The 15,508-nt window shown below is 32.8% G+C and carries 19 protein-coding genes; all 19 read left to right on the top strand.

Annotated features, from left to right (window positions below):
• The first annotated feature begins 13 nt into the window (after positions 1–13).
• Positions 14–1,792 (top strand): terminase large subunit, encoded by a 1,779-nt coding sequence (locus WBG30_RS08825; RefSeq protein WP_424504285.1) that lies wholly within the window; start codon positions 14–16, stop codon positions 1,790–1,792.
• 20 nt (positions 1,793–1,812) lie between these two features.
• Entirely contained in the window at positions 1,813–3,081 is a 1,269-nt protein-coding gene (locus WBG30_RS08820) for a phage portal protein (protein WP_424504284.1), read from the top strand.
• Positions 3,082–3,084: 3 nt separating this feature from the next.
• The gene (locus tag WBG30_RS08815) at positions 3,085–3,798 is read left to right on the top strand and encodes a head maturation protease, ClpP-related (protein ID WP_424504283.1); all 714 of its coding nucleotides are present in this window, start codon (positions 3,085–3,087) and stop codon (positions 3,796–3,798) included.
• A 13-nt stretch (positions 3,799–3,811) separates the two neighbouring features.
• Positions 3,812–5,014, top strand: a complete 1,203-nt coding sequence (locus WBG30_RS08810) for a phage major capsid protein (RefSeq protein ID WP_424504282.1) — start codon at positions 3,812–3,814, stop codon at positions 5,012–5,014.
• A gap of 13 nt (positions 5,015–5,027) precedes the next feature.
• Positions 5,028–5,318 carry a head-tail connector protein gene (locus WBG30_RS08805; protein WP_424504281.1) on the top strand — a complete coding sequence of 97 codons (291 nt, stop codon included), beginning with the start codon at positions 5,028–5,030 and terminating at the stop codon, positions 5,316–5,318.
• On the top strand, positions 5,302–5,646 hold the full coding sequence (locus WBG30_RS08800; RefSeq protein WP_424504280.1) for a phage head closure protein: 345 nt from the start codon (positions 5,302–5,304) through the stop codon (positions 5,644–5,646). The genes WBG30_RS08805 and WBG30_RS08800 overlap by 17 nt, the downstream gene beginning before the upstream one ends.
• Before the next feature lie 6 nt (positions 5,647–5,652).
• Positions 5,653–6,078: an HK97 gp10 family phage protein gene (locus WBG30_RS08795; RefSeq protein ID WP_424504279.1), complete on the top strand. Its 426-nt coding sequence runs from the start codon at positions 5,653–5,655 to the stop codon at positions 6,076–6,078.
• A 12-nt stretch (positions 6,079–6,090) separates the two neighbouring features.
• Entirely contained in the window at positions 6,091–6,540 is a 450-nt protein-coding gene (locus WBG30_RS08790) for a phage tail terminator family protein (protein WP_424504278.1), read from the top strand.
• A gap of 11 nt (positions 6,541–6,551) precedes the next feature.
• Positions 6,552–7,655 (top strand): phage tail sheath protein, encoded by a 1,104-nt coding sequence (locus WBG30_RS08785; RefSeq protein ID WP_424504277.1) that lies wholly within the window; start codon positions 6,552–6,554, stop codon positions 7,653–7,655.
• A 72-nt stretch (positions 7,656–7,727) separates the two neighbouring features.
• Entirely contained in the window at positions 7,728–8,132 is a 405-nt protein-coding gene (locus WBG30_RS08780; RefSeq protein ID WP_424504276.1) for a hypothetical protein, read from the top strand.
• Positions 8,133–8,208: 76 nt separating this feature from the next.
• Entirely contained in the window at positions 8,209–8,658 is a 450-nt protein-coding gene (locus WBG30_RS08775; protein ID WP_424504275.1) for a hypothetical protein, read from the top strand.
• 297 nt (positions 8,659–8,955) lie between these two features.
• Positions 8,956–10,956, top strand: coding sequence for a hypothetical protein (locus tag WBG30_RS08770; RefSeq protein WP_424504274.1), 2,001 nt, complete (start codon positions 8,956–8,958; stop codon positions 10,954–10,956).
• Complete coding sequence (locus WBG30_RS08765) at positions 10,957–11,364, top strand: hypothetical protein (protein ID WP_424504273.1); 408 nt, start codon at positions 10,957–10,959, stop codon at positions 11,362–11,364. It abuts the gene before it with no gap.
• Positions 11,364–12,314, top strand: a complete 951-nt coding sequence (locus WBG30_RS08760; protein WP_424504272.1) for an XkdQ/YqbQ family protein — start codon at positions 11,364–11,366, stop codon at positions 12,312–12,314. Before WBG30_RS08765 ends, WBG30_RS08760 begins: the two co-directional genes overlap by 1 nt.
• Positions 12,314–12,793, top strand: a complete 480-nt coding sequence (locus WBG30_RS08755; RefSeq protein ID WP_424504271.1) for a DUF2577 family protein — start codon at positions 12,314–12,316, stop codon at positions 12,791–12,793. The genes WBG30_RS08760 and WBG30_RS08755 overlap by 1 nt, the downstream gene beginning before the upstream one ends.
• Complete coding sequence (locus tag WBG30_RS08750) at positions 12,794–13,231, top strand: DUF2634 domain-containing protein (RefSeq protein WP_424504270.1); 438 nt, start codon at positions 12,794–12,796, stop codon at positions 13,229–13,231.
• The gene (locus tag WBG30_RS08745; RefSeq protein ID WP_424504269.1) at positions 13,228–14,319 is read left to right on the top strand and encodes a baseplate J/gp47 family protein; all 1,092 of its coding nucleotides are present in this window, start codon (positions 13,228–13,230) and stop codon (positions 14,317–14,319) included. The genes WBG30_RS08750 and WBG30_RS08745 overlap by 4 nt, the downstream gene beginning before the upstream one ends.
• Before the next feature lie 61 nt (positions 14,320–14,380).
• Positions 14,381–15,091, top strand: coding sequence for a hypothetical protein (locus tag WBG30_RS08740; RefSeq protein WP_424504268.1), 711 nt, complete (start codon positions 14,381–14,383; stop codon positions 15,089–15,091).
• Positions 15,092–15,101: 10 nt separating this feature from the next.
• Positions 15,102–15,508 (top strand): hypothetical protein (locus WBG30_RS08735; protein ID WP_424504267.1); only part of this gene is annotated, 407 nt, incomplete at its 3' end.

Here is a 15,508-nt window from a genome sequence, read left to right as displayed (position 1 = left end):
TGGGGGAATAGGGATGACTATTAAGAAAGATCTTGTGGAAAATCCCCATAACTGTATGACTATTAAGGGAGAGCTAATAAGATACACACACAACTGTATTGGGGATGTATATGTATCAGAATATGAGGATTATATCTCAGGGGAAAAACATAAACAAGCTTGTCAAAGATTCCTAGATGATCTTGAAAAAAAAGATTGGGAATATGAGTGGGATGAAGAAGAAGCACAAAAGATAGTTGAGTGGTTTTCATACTTGAGACATTCTAAAGGAGTACTAGCAGGACAACCAATCCACCTTACTACATGGCAAAAATTTGTCATGTGTCAGCTATATGGGTGGAGACATAAAGAAACTGGAAACAAAAGGTTTAAAATTGGATTTATAGAGGTAGGACGTAAAAATGCTAAATCTCAATTGCAAGCTGGTGGGACCTTATATGAAATGTCAGTACAGGCTGTAAAAAATAATGAAGTTTATGAAACATATTGTGCTGGGACTAAGAGAGATCAATCAAAAATAATATTTAATGAGGCTAAATTAATGCTTAGGGGAAGTTTATTAGCTCCTAAATTTAAATTAACTAATAATATTATTACACATATCAAAAGTGGAAGCTTTTTAAAAGCATTATCAAAGGAAGATGGAAGGAAAGGTGATGGGACCAATCCGGCAGTATTAGTCTTGGATGAATACCATCAACATCAGACAACGGAATTTTATGATTTATTTATTGGATCTGACGTAAAAGAAGGACTGATGATGATAATCACCACTGCTGGAGTAGACCTATCTTATCCTTGTTATACGAATGAATATACATATGTCAAGGATCTCCTTGATCCCAATATAGAAGTTGAAAATGATCAATATTTTGGAGACATATGTGAGATTGATAAGGAAGACAAAAATAATCTGAATGATAAAAGGATTTGGAAAAAAGCTAACCCAATCAGGACAAGTTACAAAGAAGGAATGGAAAGGATAGAGATGACTCACAAGGTCGCTGTAGATATTCCTGAAAAGATGATTTCATTTAGGACAAAAATACTGAATGAATGGGTACAAGCTAAAGATATGGGTTATATGGATATGGATAGATGGAAAAAATGTGAAGTAAAAGAGATTCCTTTTGATTGGAAAGGAAAAGATGTCTATGTGGGCTTTGATATGTCTTCTAAGATCGACCTGACTAGTGTGTCATTTGTAATACCAGTGATGATAGATGGAATAGCAAAATATGCGTTATTTACTCATTCATTTATTGCAAATAGGGAAAAACTTATAGAAAGAACTCACCTGGATAAAGTTCCTTACGAATCTTGGGAAGCTCAAGGATTTTTGACAGTAACAAATACTCCTATTGTGGACCAGCAACAGGTTTTGGAATATGTCGTTAAATTTTGTGAGGATAATAATTTGAATATTGAAAATCTATGTTTTGACCCTGCAAACAGTTCTAAACTCATGTTAGATGCAGAGAATGAAGGGTATGAATGTGTAGAGGTCTATCAGACCTATAAATCATTGAACGAGAGTACAAATGGATTTAGGGAACAGGTATATTGTGAGAATGTTTACTACGTACGTAACCCATTATTAACTTTTGCAATGGGGAACGCAGTGATCAGACAAAACAATGGATTAATAAAGATAGATAAAGATGCAACCAAGAAGAAAATTGACCCTGTGGATTCAACTTTGGGAGGGTTTAAACTAGCAATGTATCATGAATTTGGCTTTGATGTTACTAAGTATGCATCAGTGGAAAATTTAAATAAATTATATGGTTAATTATTACCTAGTAGAAGGGGGTGAAAACGATAATAAATAGAGCAATAAAAGCAATAAAAGCAAAATTTAGCCCCAAAAATGAAGAAACAACACTATCAGACCCAAATGTAAGAACTGTTTTAAAAACATTAGGGATAAATCCTGATTCTATTGATAATTCAAGTGATATGTCAGAAACAATATATTATATTTGTCTAAAACATATGGCAGAAACTATGTCAAAAATGCCATGGGAAAAAAGAATAAGGACTAAGAAGAAGGGGAAAGAGAGGGATTTCGATAGTTCTCTTGATTTTATTTTGAATGTTAGACCAAATCCGTACTATTCGGCCTCGACATTTTGGGCTGCTATAGAGCTAAATAAGCTACATTACGGTAATTCGTATGCATATATAGAAACGGACCGTAATGGAGCTGTCAAGCATCTATGGGTATTGCCTAGTGATCAAGTAGAGGTATGGATGGATGATAAGGGGATTATCGGGCAACAAAATGCCATGTGGTATATCTGGACTGATCCGAAAACGTGTAAAAGATACACATTCTTAATGGGTGAAATTTTACATTTCAAAACAATGATTTCATTTAATGCGTTAGTAGGGATACCTGTAAAAGAGTATCTAAAAACCCAAATAAATACTGGGAAAAATTCCATAGGATTCTTAAATAAACTTTATAAAAATAATATGTTCGGCTCAAAAGTAATAGTTCACTATACTGGTGAACTAAGCAAAAAAGCTGAAGCAAGTGTAGCTACATCACTTGAAAATTTTTCTAAATCTCAAGGGAGTGGAAAATTTATTCCTATGCCTATGGGGATGCAAGCACAATTATTAGATATGAAATTGGCTGACGCACAATTCTTTGAAAATAATAAGGTTTCGGCTCTCCAATTGGCAGCAGCATTTGGGATAAAACCAAATGTAATAAATAACTATGATAAATCATCATATAGTAACTCTGAGTCACAACAATTAGATTTTTATGTTAATTCACTACAGCCTTTGTTTAACAACTATCATCAAGAATTAAGTTACAAATTACTTGGTCCTGAAGAATTAAAAAAAGGATGTAGACTAGAGATCAATGAAAAAATATTATTTAAGATGGATAATACTACTCAAGCTGAGGTTTATAATAAGTATTTATCTATGTTTGCAATGACCCCTAATGAGGTCCGTGAGGAGCTTAATCTACCATATAAAGATGGAGGAGATATATTGATAGGCAACGGAAACGCTATAGGGCTAGAAGATGTAGGGAAACAATATAAAAAAGGGGGTGAATAATAAGTGAAGATAAATATAAAAGGGCCGATTATTTCTGATAGTGATCAATGGATCTATGATTGGTGTGGAATTCCAGCAACCTCACCAAGTTTAGTTTCAAAATTAATGGATAAAGCAGAGAAAAATGAGGAACTAGAAATCATAATAAACTCTGGAGGAGGATCTGTAGATTCAGGAACAGAAATATACTCGGCTCTAAAAGATTATGATGGGAATGTAATCGGAAAAATAGTTGGGTTAGCTGCTAGTGCTGCTAGTGTGATAGCTATGGGGTGTACTAAGTTATTAATGTCCCCACCAGCTCGGATAATGATTCATAATTCTGCAATTAGAACACAAGGAGACCACAGTGATTTAGAACATACGGCAGGGGTATTGAAAACCGTTGACATAGGCATCGCCAATGCTTACGAATTAAAAACGGGGATGTCACATGCCGAACTCTTGGCATTGATGGAAGACGAAACGTGGTTTGATGCAAAAAAAGCATTAGATAATAAGCTTATAGACGAAATAATGTTTACAGAGACCAAGATAGTAAATTCTGCACAGACTTTATCTGATGGGACATTGCCACAAGCCGTTATAGACAAAATTAGAAACGAACTAAAAGGGAAAAAAGGGATAGTGAATTCTGAGGAAATACCTCCAGAACCGACTGAACCAAAAGTAAATAATGAACTAGTATTAGCAAAATTAAAATTAAAATTAAAATAATCAGGAGGCACAAATGACAAAATCGGCTTTAATTAGGGCAGAAATTAACAAACTAAAAATCAAGGCAGAAGCAGCAGAAACAATTGATGAATTCAACGGTATCAAGGCATCACTTGACTTACAGGAAGGGAAATTAGCACTTGCACTAAAAGAAGAGGAAGACGCAAGAGCAGAAAACGATGGGAACCCATTACCAACAAAAGTAAAGCCAAAAGCAAATATTAATCTAGGAGAAATAGTAGCCAAAGCTATTGTAGGAACTGCAACAACGGAAGAATTATCTGAGATTAAGAATTTAATGCAGGAAGGTGTAGGAGAAAAAGGTGGGGTATTAGTCCCAAAAGATGTTAAAACTAAGATAATCGAGTTACAAAGAAGATCTTTTGACATAAGAAAATATATTGATACTGAAAAAACGTCAGTAGATAAAGGTAGCAGAACAAAAGAAGCGAATGAACCAGAAGCAACGGGTTTCGCTTCGGTAGATGAAGGGGCAGAAATTCAAAAATTACATGAACCAACTCTGGAAGAGGTAGAGTATGCAATCAGAAAATATGCTGGATATATTCCTATTACAAATGAATTAATAAAAGATACACCTGAGAATTTATTGACTTTTATTCTAAAATGGATGGCTAAAAATGAATTAAATACTTATGCTTATCAAGTGTTTAATGGAACCGGGGTAAAAGCTGCTGAGGGGATTATGGGAACAGCAATTGAAGAAGGTGGAAAATTAGTTGATAGAGTTACTGAATTTGACGGACTTCCAAAAGTATCAGACTTTAAATCTATATTAAATTTAGATTTAGATGACGTAGACACGGACAGTATTGTAATTTTCACTAATTCTTCAGGGTATGACCATATAGATAATTTAGAGGATGGGAATGGTAAATCATACTTACAACCAGATGCTACAAAAGCTAGTGGACATACTTTTCTAGGGAAAGAAACAGTAAAAGTCCCTACTAAATTTTTAAAAGCTATAACAAGAAATGCAAAAGTATACACACCATTTATAATAGGGGATTTAAAATTATTATATACAATGTATGACAGAGAACAAATGTTGATTGAGTCAACTAAAATAGGTGGATCTGCTTGGAGAACTGACACAACAGAAATTAAAGGTGGGTTTAGATTTGACGGAAAGGTAAATGGAGATCCAAAAGCAGTTAAGATATTATTAGCTACACTAACACCAGCTCAATAATTAGGAGGATATAGTGCTTACTATAAACGAAATGAAACTTTATTTGAGGGTAGATGAGAGTGAGGAAGACACTCTCATCACATCTCTAATAGACTTTAGTAAAGAGGAGATAGAAAACTCAACAGGTGCTACATTTGAAGATTACGGAGAAAAAGAAACCTATAAGATGGCTCAACGTGTCATAGTAACTGATAGATATGAGAATAGAAGTTCTAGTGATGTAGAATTCAAGGTTAATAACATTTATTCATGTCTATGTACAAAATTGAAAGCCATGGTGGAAGAAGGTGATCCTAATAGCTAAAAACAAAAAATCATTAGCTAGTAGATTAAATAATAGGCTCGAAGTTTGGGGGAATGTCAAGGTCAAAACTGATATTGGTAACTCACCTAAAGAAAAACTCATAAAAAAGATATGGGGGAAGATTTCGCCTATCTATGGGTTTTCTAGTGGTGGAGATGCTGGCACTATTAAAAATACTGTTAATTTAAAAATTATGATAAGAAAAACAGATATTTCAAATGCTAATTGGATCATATATAAAGGACAAAGGTACGATATAAGTCATATTTTGCCTAATTATGATAGCAACGAGTACTTAGATTTAAATGTATTTTTGCATGGGGAGTAGATATTTATGAGTGATTTAGATGATTTTGCCAATGATTTATTGAAAGTTTCAGAAGGATTGTCTAGCGGTAAAGAAGCAAAAAAGTTTTTAAAAAAAGAAGCTGGGAAACTAAAAAATAAAACTCTAAATAATGCAAAATCTAAAGTAAAAGCCCACAGTGGTAATTACTTTAAATCTATAAAGGCTGGGAATGTCTATGATAGTGAGGAGGGGTTATCTGTAGATGCTTATTCTGCAAGTAGTGCCGCTCATTTGATAGAAAACGGACATATCATAAAAGGTAGAAATAAAAAAGATGGATCTGATGGGGAAACTCACGGATTCAAAAAAGGATTTCATATATTTGATAATACTGCAAAGGACTATAAAGAAGAATTTGAGACAAATATAGAGAACTTTAAAAATGAATTATTTGATAAAAATGGAATGTAAGTAGGTGAAAAAATGACAAAGTACAGAGATATACTAGCTGCATTGACTAAATATCTAGAAACTCTCCCTGGAGAAGTAGAGGTGGAGTCGGGAGACGTTGAGGAAGGCTTTTCTAGACCATCTTTTTTTATAGAGTTAGGTAATATAAAAGTTAATGACTTTATGAAAACTTCAAAAATTAGAGATTTAACTGTAAGAATCATATATTTCCCAAGTAATAAACATGTCAAACAAGTGGAATTATTAGATATGCAGGAATCCCTTGAAAAGTTATTTATAGAAAATAACTATATTGAAATATTACCAGAAACAGAAGACAGAGAGTCTGTTATGGTGGAAGTAGAAAATGCTAAGTTTCCAGAAACAAAAGACACATTACAATTTCAATTTGATATTAATCTAGATGAATACTATGTCAGAGAAAATAATTACGACAAAATGGAAAACTTGGAAATTGATTAAAAGGAGGGAATATGAGTCCAACAAATAATGGAATGCCTAAATTAGAGATAATTTTTAAAGGGCTTGGAGTAAGTGCAGTAAAAAGAGGAGAGAGAGGCACAGCGGTGCTGATCTTAGTCGATGATACAACGAAGGACTATTTAGTTAAATATAAATCAATTGAAGATTTTACAACTGAGGAACAAGCTAAATTTGAACCGGAGCATGTATTATTTATAAAAGATGCATTAGAAGGAATCCCCCTAGAACTGTATGTAGCAACAACTGCTAAGGAAACAACAGATTTAGCCACTACTCTTTTGAGATTAAAAGGGGCTATACCTCGAAATTCGTGGGTAGGAATAGCATCTAGTGTCCAAACTAATCAAGATGATCTAATAACCTGGGTAAAAGCTCAAAGAAAAAACAATAAAAAAAGATATAAGGCAATCACATACAAAGGGACTACAACAGATGATATGGGAATAGTTAATGTAACTACAGAAAAGGTGACATTCAAAGATGATAGAGGAGAAGTTACAGGAGACAACGCTATTCCTTTCTTACTAGGGTATTTAGCAGGACTTCCACTATCTATGTCAGCGATAGCAAAACCATTGACCAAATTTAAATGTGTAACGGAGCCGGATGAAAAAGACGACGCCATTTCAACTGGAGAGTTCATCTTATTCAATGATGAAGGAATTGTAAAAGTAGCTAGAGGGGTGAACTCATTAGTAACTCTTGGACAAGATGTGACACTAGAAATGACACATATAAACACTGTAGAAAAGATGGATCTGATTTATTGCGATATCTATAATGCATGGAATGACAACTTCAAAGGGAAGTATGATAATTTCCTCGATAATCAAATGTTGTTATTTTCAGCAATAAATGCATATTTAGGTTTAATAGCACTAGATAAAATATTAGATCCTACATTTGATAACAGGGTAGAACTTTATCTAGAAAAACAAAAATTAGCTAATTATCCAAAATATGGTAAAGAGGTTGTGGATAAATGGAGTGATATTAAGATTATGCAAATGACTGTATTAACTAATGTTTATCCAAGAACTAATATTAAAATAACAGGAATTATGGAAGATTTCTTTATGGATATATTTATGTAATCGTTTTTCAACCTATAAACACAAGCGAGAAAAATTAAAACGCCTTAGAAGGCAAATAAGGAGGTCATCATTTTGGCGAAAGCAAGTGGAAATAATTATAACAATGGAAATAGAGGAACTATCTGGATAAATGGGATTCCAATTCTAAATTGTTATAAAGCAAGCATTGAAAAAAAAATTAATTATGAAAATATCCCTCATCCAACTATTCCTGGAGCAGAAATAAGAGTACCGGTCGGGCGTACAATAGAGGTTGGTTTTGCATTTAAGAAAACTCTTGCAACTAAAGTAATTGATTTTGAATCTGATGATATTACAATGATAATGACAGATGTAAATAATAATAATACGTCAGTTTCAACTACTGAAGCAAGTGGGGTAACTTTTGACTCTACAGTAATAGACGCATTTGAAAAAGGGAAAGTAGGAGAGATAGAGATGTCAGGGCAAGCTGAAGATATGAGAAAGTTAATTTAAAAATTTATATTTTCTCTCACATAATCAATGTGAGAGAAAATATAATAATTAAGTGATTAATAGGAGAAGATTAAATATGCAATTACAAGAATTTATAAATAAAGCAAGGGAAAAAAGGGAAAAAAGAATAAAAGTGGCTCAAATAGAGATCAAAGATATAGGCCTTGTAGAATTTCAAAGGCCAGTGGAAAAAGATTTTGTCGCGTACATGAATAAAATAAATGGGTCTAGTAGAACTATCATCGAACATCTAGGGAAAAATGAAGAAGGTGAAGATTTAAAAAGAGAAATTCAAGAACCTGAGGACATGGGAATGATTTTAAAAGCGTCTACAGAATTTGTATATAAAACGTGTTCTTTTTTTAGAGCGAAAGAATTAAGAGACGAAGTCACAGATGGGAATTATTTTTCTATACCTAGTTTATTTTTAGAAACAACAGAAATTATGGACTTAGCATCCAAAATAATGGATAAATTTGAAATCCAAGAAGAAAAGGCTAAAGATGAAGAAGACTTAAAAAACTAATAGGAGATAGTGAAAAGCCAGGGGAACTATCTTGGGTTTCACACTATCTCCAAAGAGGCCATGAATTACAAAAATTATTAGATCTAAGTAATATTGAAAAAAAATTCTATATCCAGTCTATGAATATAGAGAACGAAAAAAAAATTAAGTATGATATTGAAAAAATGAAATTATTTTTTAAAGTTTTGGGAGGTGGGTAAAATATCTAGAGTCATAAAGACTATTTTGAGGTTAAAAGATGAAATGTCTCCTAGCCTCAAAAGAAATTCTGAAGCTACAAAAAGATTAAGTGAAAAGGTGAAAAAATCAAGAGATCAGATTAAAAAATTTCAAATTGCAAACACAAAAGCAACAGAAGGATTGAAAGAACAAAATGATAAAATAAAAGCTTTGACTTCTAGGAAAAACAAAGAAAGTAAAACTATGAAAAAACTAGCAGTACAAATGAAAAAGTATAAAAATCAGACTGGACTAACTTCTAAACAAATTGTTAAAAATAATCAAAAATTAAAAGAAGCTCGGAGTAGGTATAATAAATTAGGAGTTTCAGTCTCTAGTCTAAACAAGTCCCTAAAAGGTGCTAATAGTTCGGTAAAAAAATATAGTGAAAGTATTAAATCAAATAATAAAGAAATCGGATCTATAAACAATGAAATAAGTAAATACACTAAAAAAATTAAAAAAAATATAGCTACTCAAAAAGAAGCACAAAGTGCTGTAAACAGATGGGGTAAAGGGGCTATTAAAAGTATAGATAAAGTTATAGCTAGATCTGTTAAATTGGGTCTTGTTACGGCAGGAGTCGTGGCTGCATTATCCGCTAAGATGGGATTTAGTGAAGCTATGGATATGGAAGGGTATAAGATGCAGTTGGAAACGGCTGTAAAAGATACTAAGAAAGCTGGGGAACTTATGAGTAAGGCTGTAGATTTTGCAGATAGAACGCCATTTGAAACAGGAGATATAGTAGAAGCTACCGCTACAATGGAAATGTATGGTCTTTCATCTACTAGGTGGTTATCAGATATAGCAGATATGGCTGGATCAACAAATAAACAAATCGGTGACGCTACTGAAGCTATGGTAGATTCGAGTGTAGGAGAGTTTGAAAGATTAAAACAATTTGGGATAAGTAAAGACATGATAATGGCAGCTTCAGCTAAAAAGTATGGGGATAAAGTAGTGTTCAATGCCAAAGGGCAGATGCTAGATCAAGTTAAGATGCAAACTGTACTTCAGGAGCTTATGCAAGAAAAGTTTAAAGGTGGTGCAGAGAAACAAGCTAGAACAATGAAAGGGCTTTTATCTACAGTAACAGGTAGTATAAAATCATCATTAAAACAGATAGTTGGGATTCAAAAAGATGGGACTATTAAACAAGGAAGTATGTATGAAAAAGTAAAAAAGCAAATAAAAGGAGTAACCGATACTCTCTTAAAGTGGAAACAAGACGGGACTATAACAAGGATAGCTACTAATGTAACAGAAGCAGTTACAAGAATAATAAAGATAATGAAAAAACTATTTAATTTTTTCATGAAGTACCGAAGTGTAATAGAACTGGCACTAGTGTTTGTAGGGGTTATCTATACTACAATAAAAGCCTTTAAAGCGTTGCAAGCTATTGTTATGGTCGTCAATGTAGTTACAGGGCTTCTTAATGGGACTCTTATGGTTTCTCCTCTTGGGGTGATAGCTATTACTATAGGTGTTGTAGTGGGAGCGTTATATCTACTGTGGAGACACATGGACAGTATAATCGCAGTATTTAAGAGTGCATGGGATTGGATAAAGAATCTAATCAGTGGGACAAACGATTTTGCATTAATGTTAGCTGGACCGCTTGCACCTCTATTGTTATTAATAAAGCATTTTGACGATATAAAAGAGGCTGCTAGAAAAGCATTTGGATGGGTAAAAAAGATCTTTGGTCTAGATAACAAAGATAAAGAATTCAATATAACTATGAATAAAAAAGAAAACTCAAAAATTGACTTTCAAAACGACAGTCCTGGAAAGCAGATCGAACAATATGCAAAAGGTGGAATTGCTACAAAACCAAGTATATTTGGTGAAGCTGGTGCAGAGATTGCAATACCTCTTAATCAATCTAAAAGATCTAAGGATCTATTAGGTCAAGCTAATAACATAATAGGCGGTAGTAGCTCTGGAGGAGTTACTAATAACTATAAGATGGTATTTACAGGGGATGTATACGGATTTGAAGATTTTAAAGAGATTCTAGCTAAGGGATTATATGAAATCATTAAAGAAAATAATCCAAATGTGGTGGTATAGATGAGAGAAATATATTTTGCAATTGGAGAAGCGGTTCTCCAATTGCCTTATGTAAATGAAAAAATTGAAGTTAGTGAAAGCCTTAATACAGAAGAGTTTGAGACTGTAGAGGGGAAAACATTAACATTAGTAGGTGAAACAGGGAATAGAAGTCTGAGTATTAATAGTTTTTTTCCAACAAAAAGATATAAATGGCTTAGTTTAAATTCAAAACTTTCAACAGAATGCCTTGATTTTTTTAGGATAAACAGAAAAAAAGTATTAAGAATTGTCTATGTAGATGGAGAGGAGACACTCTGTAATATGTTATGCACAATATCTAATTATACAGTAGCACCTAAATCAAATGGTGACTATAACTACTCATTAGAAATAAAAGAGTATGTAGACCCAAAGGAGGTATCTTAGTGATCACTATAAATCTAATTAAAGGCAAAAAAAGAATAGATATAACAAAGTTTTCAGGGAATGTGACTCTGAGTGACAGCTTAGATACTTTAGGAGCTGCTTTTAATTTTGATATTGCTAGAAATTTTAATGATCCAAATTTCGCAACTTCTGAAATTGTAGAAACCGGGAATGTTATAGAATTTAAAAATAGAGGAGAAGTAGTTTTTTTAGGGATTATAGTGACTATAGGGACTGAGAAATTTAAAAAAAGTATAAAATGCTTAGATCCTTCTTTTTATCTGAATAAAAATAAACTCATTAAACAATTCAAAAATATAAGTGCATCTGATGCAATAAAAAATATGTGTAATCAAATAGGTGTAAAAACAGGAGACATTGATAATATAGCAACTTCTATAACTAAGATTTATAAAGATAAGACCGTGGCAGAGATAATAAAAGATATCCTTACACAAGTTTTGGATGAAACAGGGAAAAAATACAAATTAGAGATAAATAAAGGTGGGTTAGATGTTAAGAAGCATAAGCTCATAGAAGCTAAGAAACCTTATGAATTTTGGGGAAGAATAACCAAAAATGAAGATATAACAGAGATGAAAAATGTAATATTAGTGACTTCTAATAATCAAGATGATGTTAATACAATGGGAAAAGCCATGGACGAGGCTGGTATTGAAAAATATGGTAGGCTGCAAGAAATTGTAGAAGTTGAACCAAAGGACGTTTCAAAAGTCCGTAATATAGCAAATAAGAAGCTCAAAGAGTTAAACAAGGTATTTACAAGCGTGGATGTGCAAACTATAGGAGATAATTCTCTCAGATCCGGGAGAATTATCGAAGTAATAAATAAAGAATTTAATTTGATTAGTAAATACTTAATTAAGAGTGCTAATCATAAATATTCTAAAGGTAATCATACCACTAATTTAAATTTAGAGGTGAATTAATGGGGGAGTATGGAGCAAAACTTGCTAAACTTTTTAAGGGGTTGGAAAACGAAAAAATAACAGAATCAACAATCGGTAATGTCATAAGTTCACCTCCAAACCTAAGAGTTTCTATATGGAATAACAGTGTAATACTAGAGCCTGCACAACTCTACATGAATGATAGGTTATTTGATGATCATACAAGAAAATTTGAAATAGATGGGAAAGTATATGAAATTGACTTAGCTCTAGAAAAGAATGAAGTCACGGATATAGTAATCCCACCTGTTTTGCCTTATGTCCCTGCACCTGCACCGCCACCACCGTGGTCTGTAAAAGGTAAGGGAGCCTTGAAAGGGGATGGGACATATAAAACTAGTGGGACAATAGTAAATACAGATACATTAAAAATTGGGGACCTTGTAAAACTTACCCCAACATCGGATATTCAAATATGGTTTGTAGATTTTAAGGTAAGAAAGCTAGGAGGGGAATAGATGGGTATATTTCCAACAAGTTTAGAAATTGAAGAAAAACAGCAGACAATAGATTTTAAATCCTCTAAAGAACCTCTTTTTGATTTTAGGAAAAAGCAAATAGTGACTAAAGATGGAAGGATTGTATACTGCACCTATAAGCAAAAAATAGAGCAGTGGGTAGAACTAATAATTCGGACTACTGTAGACAAATATGAGGTATACAAAAACACGGAGTTTGGGTTCTCGAAACTATATGAATATAGAGGACATCAGATATTTGCTTCTAATTTTGGTATTTCGGAATTGAAAAGAGAAATAAAAGAAAAATTAGAAGGGCATGAAGAAATTATATTGGCAAAAAATATAAAAATTTCTCAAGAATTTAATGTTTTGAAAATAGAATTAACTCTAGAGTTAATTGAAGAAGAGTTAGAAAAAGAGGTGATTATAGAGTGAACGAAGAATATAAAGCACCACTAGTGGAAGATATACACAAAAGGATGTTAAATGACGTGTCTAATGACTACGAGAAGAGAACTGGTACATTTGCATGTGATCTAACTAAAACTTATGCTATACAGTCATATGAAGCGAGAAAAAAAATAGAACTTGTGGCAAGTAAATTAGATGTAAGAAATTACCATGATGATGAATTAGATAGATATGTTTTTCAAAAAAAAGGGATGAAAAGAAAAAAAAGTAATTCTGCAATAGGGACTGTGATAGTAAAAGGAAACGGGACTGTAAGTATTGGAGATCTATTTGAAACCGAAGCAGGGACACAATTTAAATCGATTGAAATAATAGCAATAAATGGTAGTGGTAATGTAAAAGTAGAAGCAGTTATCCCTGGGTTGGAAGGAAATGTAGGAGCTAATGCAATCATCTTAATTCCTGTAACTATTCAGGGAATCACAGAGGTAACGAATATTGCATCAACTATAGATGGGTATGACCGTGAAACGGATGAATCTCTAGTTGAAAGATATCTTATTGAAATACAAAAGCCGGCTACATCTGGGAATAGATATCACTATATGCAGTGGTCGAGAGAGGTAGTAGGAGTAGGAGATTCAAAGGTATACTCACTTTGGGATGGTAATAATACAGTACAAATAGTGATCATAGATGATGAAAAAATACCAGCTACGGCACAATTGGTAGAAAGAGTTCAAAATTATATAGATCCAAAAGGCGAGAATGATTCTACTTGGGGAGGAGGTTATGGACAAGCCCCTATTGGAGCTTATTGTAGCGTCATAAGTGCTATAGCAAAAAATATAAATATCGCAAGTACATTAACACTAGAAAATGGCTATACGCTAGAACAAGTAAAGCCATATGTAGAAGAGATAATAAGAAAACACTTAAAAGAAATAGCTTTTTTAAAAACAAGTGTTTCATACGCAATTCTCGCGAGTAAAATTTTGAATGTAGACGGTATTGACGACTGGACAGTTTTCACTATAAATGGTGTGACAAAAAATATAAATGTCGGAGAAAAAGAAGTAGCTATTCTAGAGAGTGTGGTTCTGAGTGAATGAATTAAAATTGTTAGGTAATTTGCACAAGGTATTTAGAGAAGACAATTTTATAAAAAATTTAATGGCAGTTTCGGGGAAAGAATTAGATGATATTGAAAATAAAATAGGTCAACTCGGAGAAGAGTTTTTCTTTGATACTATGAGTTCTGTAGGTATAGCGGTGTTAGAAGATCAACTTAATTTTAAAACTACCGGGGATTCCATAGAAGGAAAAAGAGAACAGTTAGAAGCTAGATGGAAAACGGCAGGTAAATGTGATTTAGAATTATTGAAAATAATAGCTAATTCATGGGTAGACAGCGAAATTAAAATTTCATTTGAAGATGCAGTGATAAAAATTATTTTTGAAACAGCATTAAAAATGCCTGATAATAACAAAGGTTTGACATTTTCAATAGAAGAAGCTAAACCTGCTCATTTACCAATTTCTTATGCTTTTAATTTTAGTTCAAATTCGACAGTTAAAATTCATAAAGGATTAAGTTTTAAAGCAAAACAAACTATCAACCTATTAAATATGCCGGGTAGTTTTCTTATAGAAAACGATGAATATGGCTTGTTCAGGACTGCTTTTACATATTCATCAAAAAATAAATTTATAAAAATTGTGCCTGATTCTATATATAGGATCATTGATAATAAAGGGAATGTTACTCTTGAAAAAACAGATAAAACAGGAATCCCCGGAAATGGGATCTTAAAGAAAATAAGAGGGAGATTGGATTTTATAAACCTTGTTTCTTTCCCACAAATAATCGAGATAATAAAATAAGGAGGGGCTAATGTCAACTTTTAACCCACAAATAGTAACAAAAGCCGGGGAAGAACTCATAGCGAGAGCACTGGCTTCAAAAGGGTCAATCCATTGGACAAAAGTATCAATTGGTGATGGTTCTCCAGGGGGCGAACCGGCAGAATTAGGAGCACTTATCTCCCCTAAATTAGATGCTATTTTAATAAATAATGAGTCTCTTGGTGAAGTATCAGAATTAATAGCGAAATTTTCAAATGAAAATATCACTAAAAAGTTTGAGATTAAAGAATTAGGGATTTTTGGGAAAATAGAAGGCGATGTTGAAAGTATCTTATATTCTTATTCTACAGCTAGTGATTATAGTACAATCCCAATTAATTCAAGTCCATTTGAATTAGAATGGGCAATTTACACTCAAGTAACAAATGGCGATAA

The sequence above is a fragment of the Psychrilyobacter sp. genome (assembly GCF_049671765.1).
Classification (GTDB): Bacteria; Fusobacteriota; Fusobacteriia; order Fusobacteriales; family Fusobacteriaceae; genus Psychrilyobacter.
The sequence above is the reverse complement of the archived record's forward strand: the minus strand, read 5'-3'. Positions and strand labels throughout refer to the sequence as shown.